The following is a 13,413-nucleotide window of genomic DNA, read 5'->3' as shown; positions in this document are numbered from 1 at the left end:
ACAAAAAGTAAGGTGACAATGTCAATATTTCCTAGTACGATGGATTCAATGAAGTCGTGAAACGGGAGGTAAACATATGAAGCAAATACTTGCGCTGATGGCCATGGTGTCTGTTTTGGTGCTAATGGGCTGTTCCAATGCATATAGTCAAGAAGACGGCTACCGCATGGCCATCATCAATCAAGGATTTCCTGTTCCGAAAGAAGCGTATGAAGTGAAAGCAGAAGATTGCATAGGGAAGATTTCTAAATCAGCGAAATATAAGTTGAAGGGAATCGGTGACTCGGAAGGCAATCCGCCAGATCATTATTTGCGTACTATTGAAGAATGGGGCTGGACGGAAATGGTGGAAGACCGCAGAGGATCTATCCATTTCTATGAGAAGCAAGGCAAGATTATGTCGCTTAATATTCAAGAGAACGTTTTTGACGTATTCGAAATGACGAGTGCAACGGAATCCTAAATAAGGTGGCGAGGGTATGGAGACGAAAAAACCGAAGCTAGACATAGAGAAGCCTGCTATTGCAAAAGCGTTCGATGTGTTGGTGATCGCTTTATTCGCTGCTGCTCTCGTCTATTTACTATTGCAGTGGAATCAATTGCCTGATCGTATTCCTGCGCATTTTGGAGCGAATGGGGAAGTAGATCGTTATGGTTCGAAAATAGAATTACTGCTGTTGTCAGTCATTGGCATCGTTATGTGGGTAGGTTTATGGATAGTGGAGAAGTATCCGTATATGTTTAACTATATGAATTTGCGTCCTGACAACGTAGAAATCCAGTACCGCTATGGCGTGCTATTCATGAATGTCATCAAAAACCTTTCTACACTAGTAGTTGTCTTTCTACTATGGCAGTCTGTCGATATCGCTTTGGCTCGAATCGATTCATTGAACGCGCCTATCCTCATCACGCTACTTGTACTACTATTTGGTGCGATAGGTGTTTATTTTTATAAAGTACTGAAATTATAGTCATGCCTGAATTATATTCCCAAAGTTCTGCCAATAAATGAATCTATTGATCACCTCCTATCGTATACTCATGATAAGAGGTGATTTTTTTACTTTTTTCCGACAGAAGACTTCCGCCTCAAGGAATGAATCGGGCACGGTCCAATGAGTAAGCGGGAAATGCATGTCGGTTGGCGCTAGCCAAAAAGCGCATCAGTCTGCTATAATAGAAACATACGTTCTATGCGGTGGAGGTGCACTTCATGCTGATTCACAAAGCGTTTCGGTTCCGAATCTATCCAACGAAAGAACAGCAGGTGTTGATCGCCAAGACCATTGGCTGCAGCCGGTTTGTCTTTAATCACTTTTTGTCCAAGTGGGAACACACCTTTAAGGAAACTGGCAAAGGGCTTTCCTATGGCATCTGTTCTGCTGAATTAACACGATTAAAAAAGCAAGAAGATACGATTTGGCTGAAAGAAGTCGATAGTATTGCTCTTCAGTCTTCCTTGAAAAATCTAGCGGACGCTTTTGAAAGATTTTTCAAGAAACAAAATGCTATTCCACGCTTTAAATTGAAAAGTCATCACATTCAATCGTATACAACCAAACAAACGAACGGTAATATCGCCATTGTAGACCATGCCATTAAACTCCCAAAGCTCGGTTGGGTAAAGCTAGTCAAAAGTCGAGAAGTAGATGGACGAATCATGAATGCGACCATCCGACGTACTGCCACTGGTAAGTATTTTGTATCCGTCCTGGTAGAAACGACAGTGTCCGAACTGCCTAAGACCAACTCTTCCGTAGGGATGGATGTCGGGCTGAAGGATTTCGCTATCTTGTCAGACGGAACGGTATACGAAAACCTAAAGTTCTTTCGATCGATGGAGAAAAAATTAGCGAAAGCAGAGCGGATTCTTTCGAGGCGGAAGGAATCGGCTCGTAAAAGATCGTGTCTATTGAGCGACGCGAAAAATTATCAGAAACAACGGATCGTAGTCGCACGCATCCAAGAAACGATCGCCAATAAAAGAAAAGATTACTTGCATAAACGATCAACCGAAATCATCAAAAATCACGATGTCATCGGAATCGAGGATTTGCAAGTAGCCAAACTGCTTAAAAACCCAAAATTGGCGAAAGCAATCAGCGACGTGAGCTGGTCACAGTTTCGTTCCATGCTGGAATATAAGGCGAAATGGTATGGCAAACACGTGGTAGTCGTTGGAAAAATATTTCCTTCCAGCCAGCTTTGTTCGGGATGTGGGGCTAGAAACCAAGAAGTGAAGCATCTTGCCTTACGTGAATGGGACTGTCCGAATTGCGGATGCCATCATGACCGGGATCTGAACGCAAGTATCAACCTTAAAAACGAAGCCATCAGACTTCGAACCGCAGGGACTGCGGGGATCGCCTAATCCATAACTAGTAGTTAAGCTGGTGTTCTTAGGAATCTCCCTCTTCTAAACACAGTGAAAGTGGGAGTAGTTCAAGAAATGGAAACTGTTACTTGTCACATTACTAGCTTTCCTTGTTCTGCCGACGACAGTAGGGGCTGTAGATTTCAGCATTTCGGATGTGAAAATCAACGCACAGTTGGAACCGGATGGCACCGTCCAGGTAACGGAGCAGCATACCTATAATTTTGACAGCGAATTTAACGGGATCATTTGAGAAATTCAACCAAAACGAGGAGCTTCAATTGAGGGCTTTAAAGCCTCTGAAAAGGGTAAAGAGTTAAGGATTGAGAAACATAACACGGAATATCGGGTACATCGCAAAGGAGACAGCGAAGTCATTGTCTTCGATTTGCAGTACACCATTAGAAATGGAATGGAAAAGTATGCAGATGGCGCGCAGTTTTACTGGCCATTTTTCGACCGTCGTAATGAAACCGATTATGGCAATATGACGATTACGATCGTGCCTCTTAGTCCAGCGTCTGACGTGATGTTCATCGGCTATGACAGTGCGGAAGAGACAGGAAAAGTGCAACCCGATGGAACGGTCATATTTTCATTAGGGGAAGTCCGTGCGGGAGACAATGGGGATATTCGCGTGGTTTACGAGCCGTCTTTATTTCCCGCAATGACCGCAGTAGATGGCGACATCCGTTCGGCAGTGAAGAAGGATCAAGAAATAGCTGCTATGCTACGGCAGGAGTTCATTGAAAACCAAAAGGTTATGGGCACTGTGGGTGGTGTGAGTGTAGCGGCAGGTATTCTTGGCGTCGGTTTGATCGGATTTTTTGCGAATGTGAGAAGAAAAAATATGTCAAGGAAGCGCACTATCAAATGGAATCGAATGGTTTCTACGTTCCAGTGAATGATATGAGCTTACCGGCAGTACTTCTTTTCAAAAATGGTGTAGCCTCGGTTGAGCTGATGTCTGCAGCACTCCTTGATCTCGTTCGAAAAGGACATGTGAAACAAGTGTCCGACGAGAAATTTGAGCTGGTCGATGCGAACGTCAAATTAGAACATGAGAAGGCATTGATTCAGCTATTATTTTTCCAAATCGGCCACGATAAAAAGTTTACATTGAATGAGTTGAAAAGTTACACAAAAGAAAAGAAGAATTATCAAGCATTTGATAAGAAGTTTAGCTTGTGGAAGGATCTTTTACAAGCAGAATTGAATCAATTTGAAGTGAAGGTCAAGACTACGAAAGAACGCATAATCCTAAGCTTGATCGGCGTGCTCGGAATCGGGTTCGCTATCACCTTTGTCTATTATGAATTGTATATGCAACTAGTCATTGTGGCGATGTTGACATTGGTTGCATTCGGATTCGCATTGTTTTACAGTCCGTACAATTATGAAGGGACGCTGCGGAAGCAGGAGTGGGAGCGAGTGGATCAATGGATGCGAGAACTAAGTACGAATAAATGGGAAGGCTTATCGCTTGATGATCGATTCCGTGTATTGATTTACGGAGTAGGCGTGAAGCATCCTGAACTAGACGCGTATTATAAGGACTTCGTCAGTGCCCAGAAGCAACTTGATCAAAATCGCACTCGTTATGATGAAAGATATCGACAGGGTACGGGAGACGCTCAGCACGAAAACTTCTATTACGGAGGCGTTGTCTATAATCCTATGTTCCTCGCCGGTTCTTTCAATCAAGCATCGACCAATGTATCGCACAACGCTCCAAGCAGTGATAGTAGTAGCAGCGGAGGCGGAACGGGTGGCGGAGGTGGTGGATCAGGTGCGTTTTAAGGTAAGTAAAAGGAGTGAATAGAGTGGGTAAAACAATAGTTTGGTTCCGAAAAGATTTGCGTTTGCATGATCATCCGGCATTGGTGGAGGCGGCAGCACATGGTGAAGTGTTGCCCGTCTTCATTTTGCCGGAAACACGCTACGCGGCATCTGATTGGTGGTTGCATCACAGTTTGCTGGAATTAATCGAGCGCTTTGCGGAGCAACAAATTCAGTTTGTGATCAGACAAGGGCATCCTGTTGAACAGCTGATGAAGTTGCTAGATGAAAGCGAAGCCGACCAACTTGTGTTCAATGAATTATATGATCCGGAGAGTCGTGAAGTGGAACGTAGAGTAGCAGAGGCTTGTGAGAAAAGGCGCGTTCAAATGCGTTCATTCCAAGGGTCACTACTCGTTGCACCGGATGCGATTTTCAATAAAACCAATCAGCCATATAAAGTATTTACGCCGTTTTGGAAGCGGCTAAGACAAGAACGAATTGCGACACCGCTCGCGACTCCTGAACTCGTACCGGCTACTGGTAAACTACAGTCATTGTCTTCAGAAGAATGGGGACTAGTATCGGAAGAACCTTGGTATAACAAGTTTGCAACTTATTGGCAACCTGGGGAAAAAGCCGCGATGGACTGTTGGGAAATGTTTCGAGACGGTGGTTTGCGCAATTATTTAGTGGGACGAGACCTCCCTGCGCAATGTAGTGTTTCGCGCATGTCGCCTTACTTGGCTTGGGGGAATGTTAGCGTACGTTCGGCTATGGCATGGTGCATTAGCTGCGACTGAGGACGTCAGTGATCAGCAAGTAGAAGCTTTTATTCGGCAATTGGCATGGCGGGATTTCGATAATTACCAGCTACTGTACTTTCCAGAAATGTTGACGAAACCCGTGCGACCAGAGTTTGAAAAGTTTCCGTGGCAACCTGCTGATGCTCAGCTGGAAGCTTGGAGAACTGGGCGTACCGGTTATCCGTTAGTCGATGCTGGAATGCGAGAATTGTGGGAAACAGGCTATATGCATAACCGTTTGCGAATGGTCGTAGCTTCTTTTTTGATCAAACATTTATTGATCGACTGGCGAGAGGGCATGGCGTGGTTTGAAGAGACGTTGCTCGATTTGGATCAAGCGAACAATGCGATGGGATGGCAATGGGTGGCGGGTAGTGGTTTTGATGCGTCGCCGTACTTTAGAGTGTTTAATCCCATTCTTCAGGCAAAAAAATTCGATGAAGATGCGCGGTATATAAAAAAATGGCTGCCCGAGTTGGCGGACATACCAGTACACTATGTATTTCAACCAGCAGACGCACCGGTTGATGTGTTGGAAGCGGCAGGCGTTACGATTGGTACATCCTATCCGGCTCCGATTGTGGACCATCAAGCTGCCCGTGCACGCGCATTGGCAGCGTATGATACATGCAAAAATTCTTAAATGTCCTCAATAGATTCAAGTAGATGGATATGTTGTAGCTGTAGCCGATCCGCCCAAATGAACGATCCGTATCCACCTAGATAAAATTCGGTATGAGGGTGTCGGCCTGCAAACTCGTCCAATTCTTGTATCGTCTGAGGACTCTCTTCAAATGGAAATGTAGTCGACGCCGACAACAATACTTTGATCGGCTTGATTTTTTCTATAAGAGACTGAATAGCGCCGGGAGCAGGCAAAGATCCAATCATCGCTGTACGCCAGCCTTTTAGCATCAGTTGCAGTAAAAAAATATGCACCGGAATTTCATGCGATTCATTTGGGAGACATGCGCCGAGCAATAGGGGCGAGTCTTCCCTGTATTGGAAGTTGCGCCGTAGTTGGACGAGTTGATCTCGTACGACCAGACTCGACAAGGCTTCCTGATATTCGTCCCACTCACCACTTGCCCAGTGATCACCTATTTCCTTCAAAAATGGAATGACGATTTGCTGGAGATAGTGTTCAAGTCCTAACCGATGATAGGCGGCTTGCAAGGAAAAGTTTAATTCTAATTCATCACAATTTTTACCGTGGCGCAATAACTCGCTCAATATATCTTCTATATAAGTCTTTTCGGGATTTGATGGGATAATGGAATTTATCTGGGATTTCGCCATCTCGGCTGCTTGTGAGAGCGCAAAACCCTCTTCTGCATAACGTTTCATCAGCAAAAATAACCGAATATCTTCATCGTGATATACTCGATAGCCATTATCTAGTCGCTGCGGAATCACGATATCATAGCGTTCTTCCCACTTCCTCAAGACTTGCCTCGACAAACCTGTTTGCTCCGCAACTTGTTTAATTGTATACGTAGGGGTTTCAGATGACGGCTTCAAAATAATCAACCTTTCATTTCACTATAATAAGCGATCATACATCGCCCAGTTCTATATGTTTAACATTATACATAGATTTGACAATGCAAGTCAAACCTGCTATTTTTACACAGTAGGAAGGTGTCTAAATGAAAACGACGTATATAGTACAAGGTACATGGATTGGTATCATAACGGGTGTTTTTCTCGCTATTTTCTTAAAAATCATGCAGTCGATTACAGGTCACAAGGTCTATACGTTGTTATTGAATGTGGATTACATACCGATCGTAAAAGAATATGTATTTCCAGAAGTGATTGAAGTGTTTTTCCATCTGATTGTTTCAGTTGTCCTTTGTATCATACTGGTGATTCTGTATGACAAGAGTAGTGGTTTCATTCGTCATCATGCGGTATTGTTCCCTATTCTAGTGAATGTTGCTATCGGGTTATTACTGTATCCGACGACTTCATTTTCCGATCGTACGCCAAGTGTCACCAATATCATTTCTTTGTTCTGGTGGATGGTCGGACATGCTGTATATGGTTTCTTCGTAGGGGCTTTGATTAATAGGAAATCAAAAAATATGAAATAGTTCTATTCGGGTCAATTATTCTAGTATATATAGATAGACTGTTGTATAATCAACTAAAAATAACATTGTACAAAGCGTGGACACTGGAGAAAGCGTCAGTTTGTTCGTGTCAGTTAAAGATAAAGGAGAATTTCACTATGTGGATCACTAAAAAACACAAGGCCCAATCATTAGTCCGCCCAATTTCCACAACCCCTGTCAAATTGCAAGTTCCTACCAAAGAAATTCAATTGCAGTTAGATGCTATTCAATTAAGAGAGCGGGATTTACAACTTTTACGTGCGTTAAAAGATCCAATGAATGACCGGATTGATGAAATTGTAGAAGCTTTTTATTCTAGTGTGACGGCAGTTCCCAAATTGTCTCAGATGATTGAAACGTATACTACAACCGAGTATTTACGTAAGACGCTAGCTGTACATCTTGCGGGATTATTCGACGGTGTGGTTGATGAAGCTTTTTTACTCAATCGCAGTAAAGTAGCGGGTGCTCATGTACGCATAGGCTTGGAACCTAAATGGTATATCGCGGCTTTTCAAAACTTGCATGCAACGATGCTCAATATATTATTTGATTTAGAATTGGGCCGTGCAGAAGAACGTGAAATGATCGTAGCGTTAAGTAAGATTTTGAATTTCGAAAAGCAATTGGTTCTTGAGGCGTTCGAGAAGAGTACGAATGATGCAATTCATGCAAATCAGCAAGAAGTAAAAGATAGCGTCAAGCAACAAATTGGAAGTATTGCGCTTGAGATTGAAGAGAAGTCTGAGTCTACATATGCAGTAGTCAATGATTTAATCGAGCAATCTACTACACTCGAAGGAAAAATTCAGGAGAGTATTGTCCGTTCCGAAACATCAGTCCACCAAGCACAGTCTGGAATTGAACAGATGGCTCAGATGGTGATCACTTCGGAGACGATTGTCAAGGAAACGAAAGGCATGGCAGCATTAATTGAAGAATTAAACCGCGCATCCATTCAAATTGAAGAAGTCGTTCAACTGGTGAAAAATATTGCGGATCAGACCAATCTTTTGGCACTGAACTCTGCAATTGAGGCTGCACGTGCGGGTGTTCACGGAAAAGGTTTCGCGGTTGTTGCGGATGAAGTTCGAAACTTAGCTGATCAGACGAAACGGTCGACAGATAATATTGCACAACTCGTCGCGCAATCGAAGGCGAAGACGCGAGCTGTTCATGATGCGATAGATACTGTCACGAAATATGCGGATATGGGCATGAATGAAACAGAAACAACTAGAGAGACATTCCAGAACATCACCGAGACGGTTCATTTAACCATAGATGATATACAGCATTTTTCAGACCACATGAAAAATTTACAAAGCGTCATTACATCAATTGGCGGCGTATCGAAGGAAGTCGTTTCCACTTCTTATGAGCTGGAAGAAGCGATAAATATTCTGTAAAAGGAAGTGATAATGAATGTTTTTAGCATGGAGCGAAATCAAAAAGAATAAATTACGATTTTTACTTATTACGTCGATTTTACTATTGGTGTCATTCCTCGTGTTCTTCTTGTCCGGACTAGCAAATGGATTAGCCAGTATGAACAGGGAAGCGATCGACTCATGGAAAGTTGATGCAGTTCTTCTGACAGAGGAATCCGATAAGAGTTTGTATGAGTCGGCACTTGACAAGAAAATAGCTGATGAACTGGATGCGAAAGAAACGGCTGTTGTTAGCCAAATGGGCGCCATCGCAAACAATGGTGAAACGAAGCAAAATGTCATGCTCTTCGGTATTGATAGAGAAGAGTTCATCAAGCCGGAAGTTAGTGAAGGGGACCCGACATTTTACGTTCAAAACGGTGTCGTGGCATCTGATGTGCTAAAAGATGAAGGCTTTAAAATAGGGGATACGCTTGAGTTATCCTCAACAGACACGAAACTGACGATTGTCGGCTTCACGGAAAAGGCTCGTTTTAATGCATCGCCTATTCTCTATATGAAGTTAAATGATATGCAGAAAATTAAATATGGTGATGCCTATACAATGAATAAAGACTTGGTTAACGCAATTGTCATCAAAGACAAAGACTGGGCTACACTTTCCTTGCCAGACAATACGGAAATCATTGAAACGGAAAAATTTATCGAGAATCTGCCGGGTTATACGGAGCAGAATTTGACGTTAGTGTATATGATTTACTTCCTGTTTGTCATTTCAGCGGCAATCGTTGCCATTTTCCTGTACGTATTGACTGTACAGAAAATTAGCATGTTCGGCCTGATGAAAGCGCAGGGAATTTCTAGCGCCTATTTGGCAAGATCCGTTGTCGCACAGACATTCATTCTTGCGTTGATCGGAGTTGTTCTGGCATTTGGACTGACGTTGCTCGCGGGAAGCTTCCTGCCAAATGCAGTTCCTATCATGTTTGATATACCTACCATGATAATTTATGGGTTGGTCTTAATAGTAGTGGCAATTCTCGGGGCTGTCATTTCGGTTTGGACGATTATCCGAATTGATCCGCTCGAAGCGATAGGAGGGTAAACGATGGTACTGGAACTACGAAATGCGAAAAAGACGTTCGGTGAAGGCAATACGCTCGTTGAAGCGATGAAGGAAACCAATTTCTTAGTCGAACGTGGCGAATTGGTCGCGGTTATCGGTCCGTCGGGTTCAGGTAAAAGTACGTTCCTGACGGTGGCTGGCGCTCTGCAAACACCAAGCGAAGGCGAAGTCATCATTAACGGTAAAGAATTATCGCAGCTAAATGAAAAGCAACGTTCAAAAATCCGTTTGCAGGAAATCGGGTTTATATTGCAGGCTTCCAACCTTGTGCCGTTCCTAACTGTTGACCAGCAGCTTGAATTGCTAAATAAAGTGAAGAAAGACAATATGACCAAAGACGAGCAACGTAAGTTATACGAGGATTTAGGTATTACCAAGTTGCATAAAAATTATCCATCTGATTTATCTGGCGGTGAGCGACAACGTGTGGCGATTGCCAAAGCATTGTTCAGCAAGCCAGCGATTCTTTTGGCGGATGAGCCTACCGCTTCGCTCGATTCGGATCGGGCGTTCGAGGTGATGGAGTTGTTACGTAATGAAACGAAGTCCAACCAAACGGCGACCATCGTCGTGACACATGATATACGGTTGATTCAATACGTGGATAAGGTGTACAAGATGACGGATGGTGTGTTGCAGTTGGAGAGTTCGGCTGGGATGTCTTTGGATTCGACGGAATGAGCGAAGGCTGAATAAATAATGAAATAAACGCTTCGGCAAGCTGTGTTAGGGCTTTCTGAAGCGTTTTTTTATTGGGGGATTTATTGGGTATGGTTATGGTTATGAAATTGGGCGGTGCGCTCTATATAGGGGGATAAGCGCTCAATCGAACGTGTTTCCCGCTCATAGTTCAGGGCGAGCGCTCTATATCGTGCGTGCCGCGCTCTATCCAACATGTTATCCGCTCATAGACCGGGCGTGAGCGCTCTATCCCATGCGTTAAGCGCTCTATCAAACGAGTTCTCCGCTCATAGTTCAGGGGCGAGCGCTCTATCCCACGCGTGACACGCTCAATCCAACATGTTATCCGCTCATAGCCCAGGCGTGAGCGCTCAATCGAACGTGTTGGCCGCTCATCCCGGGGCGAGCGCTCTATCCCATGCGTTAAGCGCTCTATCAAACGAGTTCTCCGCTCATAGTCCCGAGGCGAGCGCTCTATACCACGCGTGACGCGCTCAATCCAACATGTTCTCCGCTCATAGCCCACGCGCGAGCGCTCTAAGCAACAAGCATCATCCCATTAAACCGGCGACGATTTTCCGAGCTACCATGATATCCTTCGTTCCATGTACCAACATCCGCCCATCACGGAATAACACGAGTCGATGAGCGTTATATTCACAGGAAACCAAATAGGGGTTTTGTTTTAAATTAGAAACAATACCGCGAATGGAGTCGGCAAATGGTAGTAGTTCCACTTGTCGGTTCTTTGGCCATGTCAGTTGCACGGTGTCACGTCCGCACAGCACAGCAGTCCGCATGATTTCATTGGCAGATAGGTAAGGATAGGTTGGACTGTCTGAGCAACTTGGACAACTGGATTTCTTCATACTGTGCACGTCCATTGCCGCGCGTTCGCCTGTCCATAGGTCGACGGATTCCAGGCGCGGTTCCATCTGCGCGCCCGTTATACACTTCAGCAATTCGGCGGTTTGACGGGCAGCCGTTGTAACGACGATTGGTGAGATGACGCCGACGGTATCGCATGTTAAAGACTGTGGCGGCAACGCTTCAAGTAGACAATGTAGACAGGGCGAGCCTTCTTTTACGCCAATAGGAAATGTCAGCCCGTAGCTACCGACGCATGCACCCATGAAGAAGGGGATGCCCAGTTGTAACGCGGCGTCGTTTGCTAGTAATCGTGTTTCGATATTATCTGTGCCGTCGAGAATGAACTGATGTCCCTCGAATAGGTCGAGAACATTTTCAGGTGTCACATCCGCCACAATTCCACGAATTTTCACATCGCTATTGATCGCGCGCAATCGGCTTTCGGCGGCGATCGCTTTCGGCAATTGATCGATGACATCTTGCTCTGTATATAATTGCTGTCTATGAAGATTGGTCCACTCCAAAATATCACGATCGACAATCGTTAGTTCGCCGACCCCTGCACGGACAAGCATTTCCGCTCCGGAAGAACCGAGTGCACCCGCTCCTAAGACGAAAACTTTTGCTTCGCGGATAAGCTGTTGTCCAACTGGTCCGATAGGTGCAAATAGCTCTTGCCGAGAATATTTTCCGGTCAATTCGTCACAAGCCCTTCAGTTGGACTGCTTGCTACGCCGTAATCGCGGACTGGCATGCGTCCTGCCTTATAACCGAGACGTCCTGCTTCAATCGCGAGTTTCATTGCTTCTGCCATCATGACGGGATTAGCTGCTTCTGACACAGCTGTATTCAGCAATACACCATCTGCTCCGAGTTCCATCGCGAATGCCGCGTCTTTTGGAGAGCCGACACCGGCGTCAATAATGACGGGGACATTAGACTGCTCAATGATCAACGACAGATTCAGCGGGTTCAGAATGCCTCTGCCTGAACCGATTGGCGCAGCGCCTGGCATGATGGCATGCACGCCTAATTCGCATAGTCTTCTTGCGAGCACTACATCGTCTGACGTATAAGGCAATACAATAAAGCCTTCCTCTAGCAACATTTCAGTAGCGCGTAATGTCTCTACAGGATCTGGAAGCAATGAACGGCTACATCCGATAATTTCCACTTTCACCATGTCGCAAAGTCCCGATGCCTTTGCAAGACGTGCGATATGTACGGCTTCTTCTGCTGTACTTGCACCTGCAGTATTTGGAAGTAATGTATAGCGAGTTAAATCCAATTGCTCTAGAAAATTGGGCTGCGACGCTTCGAAAATATCCATGCGGCGTACTGCGAACGTGAGGATTTCTGCTTCTGATACTGCAACTGCCTGCTTTTGTATGTCAAATGAAGGATATTTCCCTGTACCTAGTAATAACCGCGAAGAGAATTCTTTATCTGCAATTTTTAACATCTTCATCCGCCTCCTACAAAATGTATGATTTCAATTTGGTCCCGATCCATAATTGGTGCATCATAGTGATCTTTTTGTAAAATCTCTTTATTTTTCTCCACAATCAAAATACGATCACTCAGTCCCAAATGCTCAAGTAGCTGTTGAATCGTCGCTACTTCTGGAACAACCGAATAGGATTTTCCGTTCAGATCAATCGTTTTCTTCATTAGACACGCCTCCTACTCTATAACTTTGTAAGACTTTTAGTGAACGCATAGGGGATAATACAGCCACGCCTGCTACGCCGTTTCGTTGTAAATCAGGCAAGTGTTGCGGCTGAATTCCACCAATTGCATACACGGGGATCGAACTACACGTTGCAATAGAAAACAATTCTTCCGTACCGCGCGCTGATAGGCCGGGCTTTGATTTCGTCTCGAAAACATGCCCGTACAAGAGCCAATCGGCGCCTTCCGTCGTAGCTTCCTTTGCTTCTTCCATTGAATGAATCGAGCAACCGAATTGTAGCTCTGGGAATTTCCGATGTGCATCCCGTAAAGACATGCCATAGCTAGTCAGCTGTACTTTCGTGAGGTTCAACCTGCTAGCCACATAAGGTCTGGCATGTATAATGAGCTTGTCGAGTGGAAATCCACTATTCGCAAGACGCGTAATCAAGTCTGTCAGTTGTTCGTCTGTCTTGGACTTTTCACGCAAAATAATAGCATCTAGAAACGGTGCAGTCTGCTGTAAGTGTAAAGTCAGTTCGTCAACCGAAAGACAGTCATCGGTCACACCAAGTAACTTCATTCATTCCCCTCC

The 13,413-nt window shown here is 44.6% G+C and carries 15 protein-coding genes and 1 pseudogene; 11 read left to right on the top strand and 5 right to left on the bottom strand.

The window, feature by feature from the left end:
• Positions 1-76 precede the first annotated feature (76 nt).
• From CSV63_RS11340 to CSV63_RS11310, 7 genes and pseudogenes are all read left to right on the top strand, one after another.
• Positions 77-463 carry a hypothetical protein gene (locus tag CSV63_RS11340; protein ID WP_099695902.1) on the top strand — a complete coding sequence of 129 codons (387 nt, stop codon included), beginning with the start codon at positions 77-79 and terminating at the stop codon, positions 461-463.
• A gap of 16 nt (positions 464-479) precedes the next feature.
• Positions 480-974 (top strand): DUF1648 domain-containing protein, encoded by a 495-nt coding sequence (locus tag CSV63_RS11335; RefSeq protein WP_099695901.1) that lies wholly within the window; start codon positions 480-482, stop codon positions 972-974.
• Between the two features lie 242 nt (positions 975-1,216).
• Complete coding sequence (tnpB, locus tag CSV63_RS11330) at positions 1,217-2,374, top strand: IS200/IS605 family element RNA-guided endonuclease TnpB (protein WP_099695900.1); 1,158 nt, start codon at positions 1,217-1,219, stop codon at positions 2,372-2,374.
• A 160-nt stretch (positions 2,375-2,534) separates the two neighbouring features.
• Positions 2,535-3,281, top strand: a pseudogene (locus tag CSV63_RS16900) (DUF2207 domain-containing protein).
• A complete protein-coding gene (locus tag CSV63_RS16895) occupies positions 3,251-4,177 on the top strand; it encodes a DUF2207 family protein (RefSeq protein ID WP_099695898.1) in 927 nt (308 codons plus the stop codon). Before CSV63_RS16900 ends, CSV63_RS16895 begins: the two are co-directional and overlap by 31 nt.
• Positions 4,178-4,200: 23 nt before the next feature.
• Positions 4,201-4,959 carry a deoxyribodipyrimidine photo-lyase gene (locus CSV63_RS11315; protein WP_158233961.1) on the top strand — a complete coding sequence of 253 codons (759 nt, stop codon included), beginning with the start codon at positions 4,201-4,203 and terminating at the stop codon, positions 4,957-4,959.
• A complete protein-coding gene (locus CSV63_RS11310) occupies positions 4,913-5,605 on the top strand; it encodes a cryptochrome/photolyase family protein (protein WP_099695896.1) in 693 nt (230 codons plus the stop codon). The genes CSV63_RS11315 and CSV63_RS11310 overlap by 47 nt, the downstream gene beginning before the upstream one ends.
• Here the strand turns inward: CSV63_RS11310 and CSV63_RS11305 are convergent.
• Positions 5,602-6,483, bottom strand: coding sequence for a MerR family transcriptional regulator (locus CSV63_RS11305; RefSeq protein WP_158233960.1), 882 nt, complete (start codon positions 6,481-6,483; stop codon positions 5,602-5,604). The two genes, CSV63_RS11310 and CSV63_RS11305, sit on opposite strands and share 4 nt — an antisense overlap.
• A 128-nt stretch (positions 6,484-6,611) precedes the next feature.
• On the opposite strand from CSV63_RS11305, the gene CSV63_RS11300 reads away from it, so the two are divergent.
• The 4 genes from CSV63_RS11300 to CSV63_RS11285 all read left to right on the top strand — a co-directional run bounded on the left by CSV63_RS11300 (position 6,612) and on the right by CSV63_RS11285 (position 10,277).
• Positions 6,612-7,058, top strand: coding sequence for a hypothetical protein (locus CSV63_RS11300; RefSeq protein ID WP_099695894.1), 447 nt, complete (start codon positions 6,612-6,614; stop codon positions 7,056-7,058).
• Positions 7,059-7,195: 137 nt separating this feature from the next.
• The gene (locus tag CSV63_RS11295) at positions 7,196-8,488 is read left to right on the top strand and encodes a globin-coupled sensor protein (RefSeq protein ID WP_099695893.1); all 1,293 of its coding nucleotides are present in this window, start codon (positions 7,196-7,198) and stop codon (positions 8,486-8,488) included.
• A gap of 16 nt (positions 8,489-8,504) precedes the next feature.
• The gene (locus CSV63_RS11290; protein WP_099695892.1) at positions 8,505-9,575 is read left to right on the top strand and encodes an ABC transporter permease; all 1,071 of its coding nucleotides are present in this window, start codon (positions 8,505-8,507) and stop codon (positions 9,573-9,575) included.
• A 3-nt stretch (positions 9,576-9,578) separates the two neighbouring features.
• Entirely contained in the window at positions 9,579-10,277 is a 699-nt protein-coding gene (locus CSV63_RS11285; protein ID WP_099695891.1) for an ABC transporter ATP-binding protein, read from the top strand.
• Between the two features lie 551 nt (positions 10,278-10,828).
• Here the strand turns inward: CSV63_RS11285 and CSV63_RS11280 are convergent.
• From CSV63_RS11280 to CSV63_RS11265, 4 genes are read right to left on the bottom strand one after another with little or no spacing between them, the layout of a single operon-like run.
• The gene (locus tag CSV63_RS11280; RefSeq protein ID WP_099695890.1) at positions 10,829-11,845 is read right to left on the bottom strand and encodes a ThiF family adenylyltransferase; all 1,017 of its coding nucleotides are present in this window, start codon (positions 11,843-11,845) and stop codon (positions 10,829-10,831) included.
• Positions 11,842-12,615, bottom strand: a complete 774-nt coding sequence (locus CSV63_RS11275) for a thiazole synthase (RefSeq protein WP_099695889.1) — start codon at positions 12,613-12,615, stop codon at positions 11,842-11,844. The genes CSV63_RS11280 and CSV63_RS11275 overlap by 4 nt, the downstream gene beginning before the upstream one ends.
• Positions 12,612-12,818: a sulfur carrier protein ThiS gene (gene thiS / locus CSV63_RS11270; protein WP_099695888.1), complete on the bottom strand. Its 207-nt coding sequence runs from the start codon at positions 12,816-12,818 to the stop codon at positions 12,612-12,614. The genes CSV63_RS11275 and thiS overlap by 4 nt, the downstream gene beginning before the upstream one ends.
• Positions 12,802-13,401: a thiamine phosphate synthase gene (locus CSV63_RS11265; protein ID WP_099695887.1), complete on the bottom strand. Its 600-nt coding sequence runs from the start codon at positions 13,399-13,401 to the stop codon at positions 12,802-12,804. The genes thiS and CSV63_RS11265 overlap by 17 nt, the downstream gene beginning before the upstream one ends.
• Positions 13,402-13,413: the final 12 nt, after the last annotated feature.

The sequence above is a fragment of the Sporosarcina sp. P34 genome (genome assembly GCF_002743375.1).
Taxonomy (GTDB): domain Bacteria; phylum Bacillota; class Bacilli; order Bacillales_A; family Planococcaceae; genus Sporosarcina.
Note: the sequence above shows the minus strand (reverse complement) of the source record. Positions and strands in the feature narration are given on the sequence as shown.

Excerpts from the sequence above, each read along its gene's own strand:
- tnpB (WP_099695900.1), top strand. The coding sequence starts at position 1,217 with ATGCTGATTCACAAAGCGTTTCGGTTCCGAATCTATCCAACGAAAGAA.
- CSV63_RS11295 (WP_099695893.1), top strand. The coding sequence starts at position 7,196 with ATGTGGATCACTAAAAAACACAAGGCCCAATCATTAGTCCGCCCAATT.
- CSV63_RS11300 (WP_099695894.1), top strand. The coding sequence starts at position 6,612 with ATGAAAACGACGTATATAGTACAAGGTACATGGATTGGTATCATAACG.
- CSV63_RS11275 (WP_099695889.1), bottom strand. The coding sequence starts at position 12,615 with ATGAAGATGTTAAAAATTGCAGATAAAGAATTCTCTTCGCGGTTATTA.
- CSV63_RS11265 (WP_099695887.1), bottom strand. The coding sequence starts at position 13,401 with ATGAAGTTACTTGGTGTGACCGATGACTGTCTTTCGGTTGACGAACTG.
- CSV63_RS11285 (WP_099695891.1), top strand. The coding sequence starts at position 9,579 with ATGGTACTGGAACTACGAAATGCGAAAAAGACGTTCGGTGAAGGCAAT.
- CSV63_RS16895 (WP_099695898.1), top strand. The coding sequence starts at position 3,251 with ATGGAATCGAATGGTTTCTACGTTCCAGTGAATGATATGAGCTTACCG.
- CSV63_RS11340 (WP_099695902.1), top strand. The coding sequence starts at position 77 with ATGAAGCAAATACTTGCGCTGATGGCCATGGTGTCTGTTTTGGTGCTA.
- thiS (WP_099695888.1), bottom strand. The coding sequence starts at position 12,818 with ATGAAGAAAACGATTGATCTGAACGGAAAATCCTATTCGGTTGTTCCA.
- CSV63_RS11335 (WP_099695901.1), top strand. The coding sequence starts at position 480 with ATGGAGACGAAAAAACCGAAGCTAGACATAGAGAAGCCTGCTATTGCA.
- CSV63_RS11310 (WP_099695896.1), top strand. The coding sequence starts at position 4,913 with ATGTTAGCGTACGTTCGGCTATGGCATGGTGCATTAGCTGCGACTGAG.
- CSV63_RS11290 (WP_099695892.1), top strand. The coding sequence starts at position 8,505 with ATGTTTTTAGCATGGAGCGAAATCAAAAAGAATAAATTACGATTTTTA.